Raw genomic sequence first — 10,683 nt, 5'->3', positions numbered from 1 at the left:
ACCAGGTGCTTCCGCATTGCTGGTAGACCATGCCGCCGTAGTTGACCGGGACACAGTTGGCTGGCACCGACCGCGTCATCGAGCCAATCGCTGCAGAGGTCACGGCGACCGGGTGATACTCATTGGCCCGGCCGCCATGCGCAGCAGGTCCGCATTCTTCGCTTTGGGGAACTGAGGGGAACAATCATCATGTCGATCCATATGCTGGCGGTGAGGCTACCGGCGCATCAGAAGCTCGTCCCCAGCCCCGGCGGCAACCAGGGCCGCGCGGCCACCCTGGGGGTGCTGGCGGGCACCGTTCCCATCGCGGCGCCCACGGCACTGCTCCAGTGATGGTGAGCGCGTTGCGAGACAAGCCCTTGCCCCTTGCGTTCGTCGCCCTGGCCGGCGTCATGCTGCTGGGCGGCTGCACCACGCTCGGCCCCAATTTCGAGCGGCCTCGTGTGCCGTGGCTGGACAACTGGAAAGGCGGTTCGCTCGAAGCTGTGGCGCCCAGGCCCAAGCCCGGCCGTGAAGAGGTCCAGGAGTGGTGGCGCAACTTCCATGACCCGGTGCTCGACCAGCTGATCGCGCAGGCGCAACGCGTGAACCCCAACGTGCGGACCGCCGGCCTTCGCATCATGGAGGCGCGCGCCCAGCTCGGCATCGCCGGCAGCACGCGCTACCCACAGGTGCAGCAAGCGACGGGCGAACTGCTGAGTGTGGGCGAGCGAAGGCCCGGCGGCGGGGATACCCAGGTCGTCTCCTTTGCGGCAGGCTTGCGCGCCAGCTGGGAAATCGATTTCTGGGGCAAATTCCAGCGCAGCATCGAGGCCGCGGATGCCGGCTACTTCGCCAGCATCGCCCAGTACGACGACGTGCAGGTGCTGATGGCTGCGCAGGTGGCGGCCCTGTACTGTTCGATCCGCACGTTCGAAGTGCGACTTCGCATCGCCAGGGAGAACGCTGCGCTGCAACGGCGCAGCCTGGAGATCACGGAGCGCCTGTTCAAGAGCGGAAACGACTCCGAGCTCGATGTGCAGCAGGCGAGGGCGCAGTACCTGGGCACGCTGGCCACCATTCCGCAGCTCGAGATTGCGCTGCGCCAGACGCAGAACGCGCTGAGCACCCTGCTGGCCCGGGCGCCCGGCCCATTGCCCGAGATGGCCACGGGCAAGGACGTGATCCCCACGGCCGAACTGGACGCCATCGTCGACATGCCGGCCGACCTTCTGCGTCGCCGCCCGGACGTCCGGGCCGCGGAGATGCTGTTGGCGTCGCAGTCCGCGTTGATCGGCGTGAGCGAGGCGGATCTCTATCCGTCGATCTCGCTGCTCGGCTCGATTGGTGTCTCGGCCACGTCGCTGGGCGCCTCGACGCGGGCGCTCAATTGGGCGCTGGGCCCCAGCCTGGTGTGGAACGTGTTCGACCATGGCCGCCTCACCAACACCGTGCTGCTGCAGGACGCGCGCTTCCAGCAGCTCTACGAGCAGTACCAGGACGCGGTGTTGCGCGCGGCTCGCGAGGTCGACGACGCGGCCGTCGCTTTTGCCAGGACGCGCGAGCAGATCGAGTTGCTCACGCAGTCCGTGCAGGCCGCGCAGCGCTCGCTCGACATTGCCAACATCCAGTACCGCGAAGGGCTGACCGATTTCCAGCGCGTGCTCGATACGCAGCGAGCCTTTTTTGCCGGGCAAGACCAGCTGGTCACGAGCCGCGGCAACCTGACGCAGAGCCTCATTGCCATCTACAAGGGCATGGGCGGTGGCTGGGAGCAGGGCCGAAGCCGGCCCGTGGTCGATGACCAGACACAGGAAACCATGAGTCAACGTAGCAACTGGAAAGACATGCTGGCGGCCCCCTTGCCGCCACCCGGCGCCAATGCCTCAACGACACCTCCCGGAGGCGCAAGACCATGACCCAGGAAACCGCAAGGCCCGAACCGAAGGCGTCCATGCCGACGTCCACAGCAGCGCAGACGTCAACACCAACACCAGAACCGGTGCCCATCCAGTCGCCAGCCGGCAAAGCCAGCCGCATCGGTGCCATCGTCGTGCTGGTGCTCATCGTCCTGAGCCTGGCGTGGTACTTCGTGTCGGACCGGCTCACGCCCTACACCTCGCAGGCGCGCGTGCAGGCCTTCGTGGTGCCGGTGGCCGCTGAGGTTTCCGGCAAGGTGCTGAAGGTGCACGTCAAGAACAACGATGAAGTCCAGGCCGGGCAGCGCTTGTTCGACGTCGATCCGACTTCCTACCAGATCGCCTTGCAGCGAAGCCGGTCGGACTATGAATCGGTGAGGCGTTCCGTCAACGCGTCGGCATCCGCCGTCGAAGCCGCCCGGGCAGCCGTGCAGGCCGCAGCGGCCAATCGCGTGAGCGCCGAGCAGGACGACGCGCGCATGAAGCAGATCTACAAGGAAGACCCTGGCGCGATTTCCGTGCGTCGCGTCGAGACCACGCACGCCGCCCGCATCCGCGCCGGCAGCCAGGAAAAAGCAGCCGAAGCCGACCTGCGCCGTGCCCAGGAGTCCGCGGGCGAGAGCGGTGAAAACAACGCGCAGTTGGTCAGTGCCCGTTCGGCCATCGAAAAGGCCGTACTCGACGTCAAGCGAACGGAGGTCGTCGCGCCCGCACGCGGCCGCGTGACCGACCTGCGAACCGATGTCGGGCAGTTTGCACAGGCCGGCGCGCCGGTGCTGACACTGGTCGCGACGGGTGATGTCTGGATCAATGCCGAGATGACGGAGAACAACCTTGGCAACGTCGAGCCCGGCGACCGGGTGGCCATTGCGCTCGACGCGATGCCCGGCGAAGTCTTCAAGGGACGGGTTCGCAGCGTGGGCAGCGGCGTGGGTTCGGGCAAGCCGCCGCCGCCGGGCACGCTGTCGACGATCGAGAACAGCCGCGACTGGCTGCGACAGGCGCAGCGCTTCCCGGTGGCCGTCGAGTTCGAAGAAGCGGAGCGCGCCCGGTTGCGCGGCGTGCGCCTCGGCGGCCAAGCCGAGGTGCTGATCTATACCGGCGACCATGGGCTGATGAATTGGTTGGGCACGGCTTTCATCCATTTCATGAGCTACCTGTCCTATGTGTACTGAACGGGCCTTGCCATGAACCGCGGCGACAAGGCCGTGCTGCGTCTCGCGGTTGGCATGGGCTTGGCGGTGCTGGTCGCCTATGGCCTGGCGCTGCCGCTGCCTTTCGCGGTGTGTGTCATGGCTGTGCTGCAGCTGTGCAAGCCGGGGCCACCGCTTCCCTTCGCCAAGGGATTGATCGCGGCCGTCGTCGTCGTCGGCCTGCTGGTGGCCGGCGTGTTGATGGTGCCGATCCTGGAGAACTATGCGTTCACCGGCATCGTGCTGACGGCCGCGCTGCTCTACAGCGTGTTCTTCAAGGGCGCCCTCAGTGCCAGTCCGCTGACAACGATCCTGGTGATCATGGTCACGCTGATTCCGGTGGCAGGGATCGTGCAGCAGGCGCTTGCTCCCGTGCTTGCCGTGACGCTTGCGGTCGGCCTGTGCACGGGGGTGGTTGTCAGCAGCGCTTCCCACGCGCTGTTTCCGGATGCGCCACTGCCTGCCGGGAAGGCGGCGCAATCGCCCGGCCCGGTCAGTCGCTCGTCTGAGAATTGGACAGCCGCGCGGGCCACGCTGGTGGTGATGCCGGTGTTTGTTCTGGCACTGACGAACCCGGCCTTCTACCTCGCGGCCATCATGAAGACGGTGACCCTGGGCCAGCAAGCCTGCGCCACCAACGCCCGGACGGCGGGGCGTGAACTGGTAGGGTCCACGCTGGTGGGCGCCGCCATGGCGGCGGTCGTGTGGATGGGTCTGTCGCTGCGCCCGAACCTGTGGATGCTGATGCTGTGGATCGTCGCCGCTGCCTTCTGGGCCGGCGCAAGGTTGTTTCGCGTGCGGCGCACTTCATTTGCGCCTTCGTACTGGATCAACGCGCTGATCACGATGTTCATTCTCCTGGGCCCCGCCATCGAGGACAGCGCCAGCGGCAAGGACGTTTTCACCGCATCCCTCACGCGCGTCGCTCTCTTCGTCCTCGTTGCGCTTTACGCATGGGCAACGGTGTGGGTGCTGGAGACCCTGCGTGCCTGGCGATCGAAGACGCCGTCGCTGCGGCGCACTTGAAGACACAGGAGCTGCAAACCGACCTCGATGGCATGGCGCCCTGCCCTGTGGGATGCACTGAAGTCGGACACCATCGTTCACGGATTGCCGCTTCAGGGGCAACGCGATGCTTCGCGTCCGCCTGCTCGTCGATGTCGCTCAATATGCAACGGGCCGCTTTCGCTGCTTCCGCTGCTTTCATGCAGCCACAACTTGGCGAACACGAGCTTGGGCCAGGCGCTTCGTGGGCGGACCGATGCGCACCCGCAGCAGTCCGGCATGCATCCGCTTTCGCTTGCGCAGGACGCCTTTGCTGCGCGCGTCGGGCTCGCGCATGTGGCCCGGCGCGCGCTCGACGTGCAGTACCACAATTGGCATGCCGATACCACTGGCCAGTTGCTCTGGGAGGCCTTGTGGGAGGCGCCTGAACGCGGCGTGCGCGTCCGGTTGCTGCTGGACGATGCCAACACCGCGGGGCTCGATGCGACGCTCGCTTCGCTGGGCGCGCGTCGCAACGTCCAGCTTCGCCTCTTCAACCCTTTCGCCAATCGCAGTTTCCGGTTCAGCGACTTTGTCTTTGACTTCAGACGTGCAAGCGCCGCATGCACAACAAGTCGTTCTGCGTTGGCCCAGGCTCAGGTGCCCCACGCTGAGCCTTGCGCCAACCGGGGCCGTCAGTGCGGAAGAAGCTCAGCGCCGACGGGGCAAGGTCAGACCGCCAACAGCGTTCATGGGGCACTGGATAAGGGCCTCCCGAACATCAGGGCACCGCTCCGCCGCCAGACGCGTGCAACCCGAGTTTCCGCTCCGCGTTGCCGTCGCACCACTTGTGCAGCGCATCTGCCGAAAGATTTGAAACCGGACGTTCGTTCCCACTGGGCGACCGACACAGTCGGTTGCGTGTACGTCAAACACATGAAGTGGCCGCATGCTTTTTCGGCTTCAATCGCTTCGGCCAAGTCAACCCACCAGGAAGTGAGGCGCTCATGTTCAAACGACGCACCCTTGCAGCGTGTTGTGTGCTTGCGGTTCCCTATGCCGCCTGCCTTGCACAGTCGACCTTCACATCGGACCAGTACTTCGACAACCGCTGGTACCTCACCCCCTTCGGCACATACATCAATTCGGACAATGCCCGCCGCGCCGACGACGGCTGGGGTGGGGGGCTGTCCATTGGCAAGGCGATCAGTCCCTACTGGAACATTGAGCTGCGAACCCAGTACGAGCAGCTCGATGCCACTTCAGGCGGTCCGGGTGAATACAAGAACTGGAGCGCTTCGCTCGATGCACAATGGTTCTTCATGGGCCGCCAGGGATTCCGGGTGTGGCAGGCGGGCAGTGTGCAGCCCTATCTCGTGGCCGGCATCGGTGCCATCGACGACAAGATCAAGGGGCCGGGGGGCAATGACGTCAGCGAGACGAGCTTCATGGCCAACGCCGGGGCAGGCATCGTCTGGCCGTTTGCCTCATGGGGTCGCCTGGTGGCCGATGCGCGCTACCGCTATGACGACAACAGGAGTCATCTCGCCAGCGGGGGTCACATGGACGACTGGCTGTTCTCTGTAGGCCTGCAGATCCCCCTCGGGCCGGCTCCGCGTGTGGCACAGGCGCCCCCGCCTTCGCCTCCACCAGCAGCAACGGCTCCTCCTCCGCCGCCGCCGCCGGCCCAGACGACTCGCGTCGTCGACATCAAGGCCGACGGCACGTTCGCGTTCGACAAGGCCGTGCTGACACCGACGGGCCGCACCCGAATCGACGGCATGCTGCAGGAATACAAGTCCGCGGGCTTCCGGCCGCGCTCGGTTGTCATCGTTGGCTACACCGATCCGCTTGGCAGCAACGAGTACAACCAACGCTTGTCGCTGGCTCGGGCGAACGCGGTGCGCGACCACCTGGTGAACCAGGGTGTTTCGGCAGGCGTGATCCAGACCGAAGGGCATGGCGAGACGGACCTGCGGATCACCGAAGCCGAATGCAAGTCCCAAGGCAAGGCCAAGAACCGCACGGCCCTCATCGCCTGCCTGGAGCCGAACCGCCGCGTGGAGATCCGCGCCACGGGCGAGCAGGCGCTTTAGGGTACGGGGTGGGCCGGCAGATCATGCGCCGGCTCACGATACGGCCGGCCAGTGCGGCAACCGGAATGGCAAGTCCCGCGACCGCCGCAAGCCGTCACGCGATTTCGGTCGATCCGACGGGGCTGCAGCACTGGATTCAGGCTTGCCGGGGCAATACGCGTCGTGGGGCCAAAACCTGATTTGCCAAATCCCATGGGGGCCATGACCATCTGCCGTCATCGTTCGAGGCCGGCAAGCCCTCGGCAAAGATCGCGCACATGGAAAGCACTGTGACACCTGGTGCCGCTGCCAAGCCGGCGCTCCATTTGCTCCTTGTCGACGACCACGCGATCGTTCGGGAGGGACTCAAGCGCGTACTCGATCCGCAGCAAAACAACTGGGAATTGACGGAGGCTGCCACGGGTTTCGAGGCCCTTGAACGCCTGCGCGAGAACAAGTACGACCTGGCGCTTGTCGACTTGTCGATGCCGGGCATGAACGGCCTGGATCTCGTCCGGCGCATCAAGACCGAATTTCCTGCCGTTCGCGTCCTGGTCCTGAGCATGCATTCAGAGGAACAATACGCGTTAAGGGTGTTCAAGGCAGGGGCGAACGGCTATGTCACCAAGGACGTTGCTGCAACCGATCTGGTCGGCGCGGTGAACAGGGTAGCGGCAGGGGGCGCGTACGTCAGCGCGATCCTCGCCGAGAGGATGGTGCAGCAGTTCAACGGGACGTCCGCGGCCCCGCGACACATGCTGCTCACAGACCGCGAGTTCGAGGTGCTGCGGCGCGTCGCTGCCGGACACCGACTCACGGAGATTGGCGATTCGCTGCACCTGTCAGTGAAGACGGTGAGCACGCACAAGACGCGCATCCTGGAAAAGCTTGAGGTTTCCAGCACGGCTGAGCTGATTCGCTATGCGCTCGACAACCACATTGACGACTCACCAGGGTTCAGTGCCTTGGGAATTTCCTTTGGGTCCCCCTGACGCGGGGTCCATGTTGACTCCGGGCGGGGACATTGAGCGTGCTGTCCACGTTCATCTCCAGGAGCGTTGCGTGATGCACCAGGCGGTCGGCGGCGGCCACGGTCATGGCCTTCTCCGGGAACACCTCGTCCCACGCCGAGAACGGCGCGCTGGCGGCAATGGCGATGCGTTTTCGCTCGTAGCCCTCGTCAATGAACTCGAACAATACGGACGTCTCCGCCTGGTCCCGCCGCGCGTAGCTCAGGTCGTCCAAGACGAGCAAGTCGACGCGATCGAGCTTGGCCAGTTCGCCGGGCAGGCGCAGATCCCGGCGAGCTGTTTGCGGCCTTTGCAACAACTCCCTTGTTCGCATGAAGACCACCATGTCGCCGTGATCGATCAGCGCGTGGCCGGTCGAAGCTGCGCCATTTCGCCATCCGGGAACATGCACACGAAAAGCCGGCAACTTGGAGCGAGATGGCCGTCTTGATGTACGCACCGGGACTGCCCTGGAGGTCATGGGCGCACAGCGCAAGCATCGTCGCGGCAAGCGGAAGAAACACGGATCGGCGTTACCACCGTCGCTCTCGAAGCACGGCACAAAGCCCGGAAGATGGACCAGAGCGGTAGCACCCCAAAAATGGAAATGGCCGCCACTCCTGTGTGATGGTGGGGCGATCGCAGTCATGCGGGAACCTTCTTCAACGCCCTCCGCCACAATCCCTCGTTCCGTTCGAGAACGCCCGTTGGGGCTCAAGCCCGGGGCCTTCGGCTGCTGCGTTAGGGGTCCAGCCCGTCTCGGGCGGAGGGCAGGGTACGCCGGCACGCAAGGCAAACCATGGCGCCAACGTTGCCGACTCGGTCTCGCCTTCGATTGGTTCCAGGAAGCGGCGCTGGCGACGTTGGAACAGCGAAGCAGCGAAGCAACAAAGTGGCGTGTCAATCGCCGCAGAATCTTTGAACCAGCACCTTTGCCCATCAAATCCTCCTGCCGACGCTCGCGCGACAGTGCTGCGAGACGCAGGGTGGAACCTTCATGGCTTGGTCCCTGCGCGCAAGCGACGGTTTGGCCCTCGCTCGTTTTAAGGCCCCCGGCCCCCACCTTGGCGCTTCAGGCACTTGCGCCGATTTGCGCGATCCCCGTTGCCTCGCGGCGCCCTGTGGGTTGCGTCGGCGCGCTAGCGAGGCGCAGCGACTTGCTGAGTTCCGATGTCGCGCATCAAGCGTTGGAAATCCGGTGATTGCCTTACCAGCGACGCGCCCGTTTCACGCAAGAGTTCAATCTGTTCTCGCGTCAACTTCCACGTCGTCGGCAGCGACAGGAGAGAATGCCGGGCGGCCGTGTCGGCTACGCTGCGAAACGACACATTGATCGCGTAGTAGTCCTCGATGCCCTGACGCCCGGACTCCTTGGCCTTCGCGAGATCCTCGGCATGACGGCGCTCCAGGCCCCGGACCAACAATTCGGTTTCGCGCGATTTGCGAGCCATCGGCAGATCCACCAACGCATTGAAGACGGCATAGGTGTCCGGAATGTCCGGTCTTTCATCCATCGTGCTGCCCGGATCGGTGGCCGCATTGACCGTGATGACGATGAACCGACGGATATGAATCTCCATCGGCGAAGCACTCAGGGCCTTGCCCCGGGAAAGCGGCTCCAAGTCAAAGAGGCCACGAATGCCCAGGTTGTCCGAGAGCCCTCCATCGACCAGGTGAAGATACGGGCGATCTTTTCCGTTCGTGTAGTTCAGCATGTCCTCAAGCAACAGCTGTTCCCGGGGGCTCCAGCGGTTCTGCGACATCGTTTGAAGTGCGCCCCGCATCGACTCGCCACACTGCCCGCCATAGTTGTCGATCGTGATCGGCGCGAGCCAAAGAGGCAATGTGGTCGAGGCGGCCACTGCACGCGCAACCGGAAATGTCGACAAGTCCGAGCACAACAGGTCGAAGTAGTCCTGCGTGAACTCGAACCTGGCTCCTGTGTTCAGATTCGTCGCGCCGAGCACGACGCGGGGCCGCTCTCTCATCTGCGCGAAGGTGACGCCTTTGAAGAGCATCTGGTCAAGACGCTCGTGAAGAATGTCCCCGCGTCCGATCGTGCGGTCGAGCAGCCTCGCCAGCCCGAGCGGGTTGAGGATCTCCCTGCCCAGAGCCCATTGGAAATCGATGCCCAGGAAGCTCGGGATGAACTCAGAGAAGATCCGGTCGCCGTAGGCGCCGTAATACGCGGCCGTCACCGCCCCGCCTGACACGCCATAGATGAGATCCACTTCGTCCAGAAGCCGGCGCGATTGACCCCGCACCGTGATCTGGTGCTTCGAAAGTTCCTATGCCAGCGCGGACGCTCTTGAGCCGCCACCAGAGAACGACAACACGACGGCGACATCGGCCTGGTCTGGATCGAAGAAGGCCTGGTCCGCTCGATAGCCACCCGTCGAGACCGTCGCTTTGATCGGCAGGTTGCGGAAATACGATGTGCTGCTGCATCCGGCGCTCATCAAAGCGATCGCCAGCATCAACAGCCAGTTTGCGAAGGCACTCGCCCCACTCGATGAATGATCCATACGTTGGGCCGCAACTATATCGCCTGCATTTGCGGTGTCATGGCCACTGCGGGGCGACAGCCTTGCGCGAACATGACGGCAACCGAAAGAGGAAGTGGATCGTGGAGGCGCCCAATGGGTGGCTCAAGTGCGTGCCGGGCTTCGGGCAATTCAGCCTGTGGGGACTGAAGAAGGTCGAGGCCGAGTTCAAGCCCGTGTGCATGGCGCTGAATCTGGGAAGGATGTGCGCACCGCGCGGTGCCTGAGAGGCATCGAAGGCCCAAAGGCATTCGCAAACAAGAACATCAGGGCGACTCGACCATCGCATCGAGGCTTGATCTGGTCCTTGAAATGCCGTTGCGTCGCTGGCGCTGAATCGTGCGCCATCGACCTCGCTGCGCGGCCTTGACCTTTTTGTTGCTGAAGCGATCGCGCATACACCGGGCGCACGATGCCGGCCGCCTTGACGTGGCCCAATCTCGATCGACTTGCCACGATGACGCGGCGTCAAGCCATCGGTTCCAGAGAAGTAGAGGGTGGCCGTCCTGCCGTCATGGACGAGTTTGCGCTCGGAGCGAATACTCCATCCGGGCGCGCAGCCTGTCTGGACGCTGCACATCTACAGTCGACAGTCGGCGATGCAGTCTGCAGCGGCTTGTGGCCGTCGACCAGCGAGTTTCATGCGTCCGCCGTTGGGCTACTGAAGAGGCGCCACTCGCCCGACCAATATGAGCATGCGCGCGGCGCATTGACGAATGGCAAGCACGTTCACACGCGGCACCTGGAGAAAGACGCCATAACGCCGCGTCCGGAACGCACCGCCGGCTCCGCAAATACATCAAACGGCTTCAACACGCGGTGAATCAATTTCGAGCGCGACTGACGTACGTCAAGTTGGCACGCCTGGAATGGGGCCATGCTCGGCATGCTCTCTCAACCTTCGTGAAAGGGATTCCCATGAAAGTCGCAGCTTCGCTCACCGCATTGGCAGTGCTGGGGACGCTCCTGGCGCCCGCTGT

10 protein-coding genes and 1 pseudogene are annotated in these 10,683 nt (G+C 64.2%); 7 read left to right on the top strand and 4 right to left on the bottom strand.

Going from position 1 to position 10,683, the window contains the following annotated elements; translation table 11 throughout:
* Positions 1-189 precede the first annotated feature (189 nt).
* Genes QTI66_RS38855 through QTI66_RS38840 form a run of 4 tightly spaced genes read left to right on the top strand, consistent with a single transcriptional unit; the run spans position 190 to position 4,117 of the window.
* Positions 190-333, top strand: a complete 144-nt coding sequence (locus tag QTI66_RS38855; protein ID WP_286565719.1) for a hypothetical protein — start codon at positions 190-192, stop codon at positions 331-333.
* Between the two features lie 26 nt (positions 334-359).
* Entirely contained in the window at positions 360-1,898 is a 1,539-nt protein-coding gene (locus tag QTI66_RS38850) for an efflux transporter outer membrane subunit (RefSeq protein WP_353506292.1), read from the top strand.
* On the top strand, positions 1,895-3,073 hold the full coding sequence (locus tag QTI66_RS38845) for an HlyD family secretion protein (protein ID WP_286565718.1): 1,179 nt from the start codon (positions 1,895-1,897) through the stop codon (positions 3,071-3,073). The genes QTI66_RS38850 and QTI66_RS38845 overlap by 4 nt, the downstream gene beginning before the upstream one ends.
* 12 nt (positions 3,074-3,085) lie before the next feature.
* The gene (locus tag QTI66_RS38840; protein WP_286565716.1) at positions 3,086-4,117 is read left to right on the top strand and encodes a DUF2955 domain-containing protein; all 1,032 of its coding nucleotides are present in this window, start codon (positions 3,086-3,088) and stop codon (positions 4,115-4,117) included.
* A 177-nt stretch (positions 4,118-4,294) separates the two neighbouring features.
* Here QTI66_RS38840 and QTI66_RS38835 read toward each other — a convergent pair whose 3' ends face one another.
* Positions 4,295-4,744, bottom strand: coding sequence for a hypothetical protein (locus QTI66_RS38835; RefSeq protein ID WP_286565715.1), 450 nt, complete (start codon positions 4,742-4,744; stop codon positions 4,295-4,297).
* 338 nt (positions 4,745-5,082) lie between these two features.
* On the opposite strand from QTI66_RS38835, the gene QTI66_RS38830 reads away from it, so the two are divergent.
* On the top strand, positions 5,083-6,171 hold the full coding sequence (locus QTI66_RS38830) for an OmpA family protein (RefSeq protein ID WP_286565714.1): 1,089 nt from the start codon (positions 5,083-5,085) through the stop codon (positions 6,169-6,171).
* A gap of 257 nt (positions 6,172-6,428) precedes the next feature.
* Positions 6,429-7,142, top strand: coding sequence for a response regulator (locus QTI66_RS38825; protein WP_286565713.1), 714 nt, complete (start codon positions 6,429-6,431; stop codon positions 7,140-7,142).
* On the opposite strand, the gene QTI66_RS38820 is transcribed toward QTI66_RS38825, so the two are convergent.
* The 3 genes from QTI66_RS38820 to QTI66_RS38810 form a co-directional block, all read right to left on the bottom strand.
* Positions 7,108-7,506: an ATP-binding protein gene (locus tag QTI66_RS38820; protein ID WP_444815100.1), complete on the bottom strand. Its 399-nt coding sequence runs from the start codon at positions 7,504-7,506 to the stop codon at positions 7,108-7,110. The two genes, QTI66_RS38825 and QTI66_RS38820, sit on opposite strands and share 35 nt — an antisense overlap.
* A 793-nt stretch (positions 7,507-8,299) precedes the next feature.
* Positions 8,300-9,424 (bottom strand): patatin-like phospholipase family protein, encoded by a 1,125-nt coding sequence (locus QTI66_RS38815; protein ID WP_286565712.1) that lies wholly within the window; start codon positions 9,422-9,424, stop codon positions 8,300-8,302.
* A 24-nt stretch (positions 9,425-9,448) separates the two neighbouring features.
* Positions 9,449-9,685, bottom strand: coding sequence for a hypothetical protein (locus QTI66_RS38810; protein WP_286565711.1), 237 nt, complete (start codon positions 9,683-9,685; stop codon positions 9,449-9,451).
* Positions 9,686-9,768: 83 nt separating this feature from the next.
* On the opposite strand from QTI66_RS38810, the pseudogene QTI66_RS38805 reads away from it, so the two are divergent.
* Positions 9,769-9,930 (top strand): annotated as a pseudogene (locus QTI66_RS38805) (IS5/IS1182 family transposase); the annotation flags it as partial.
* Between the last annotated feature and the right edge of the window lie 753 nt (positions 9,931-10,683).

Origin of the sequence: Variovorax brevis, from assembly GCF_030317105.1 — a bacterium.
GTDB classification, from domain to species: domain Bacteria; phylum Pseudomonadota; class Gammaproteobacteria; order Burkholderiales; family Burkholderiaceae_C; genus Variovorax; species Variovorax brevis.
Note: the sequence above shows the minus strand (reverse complement) of the source record. Positions and strands in the feature narration are given on the sequence as shown.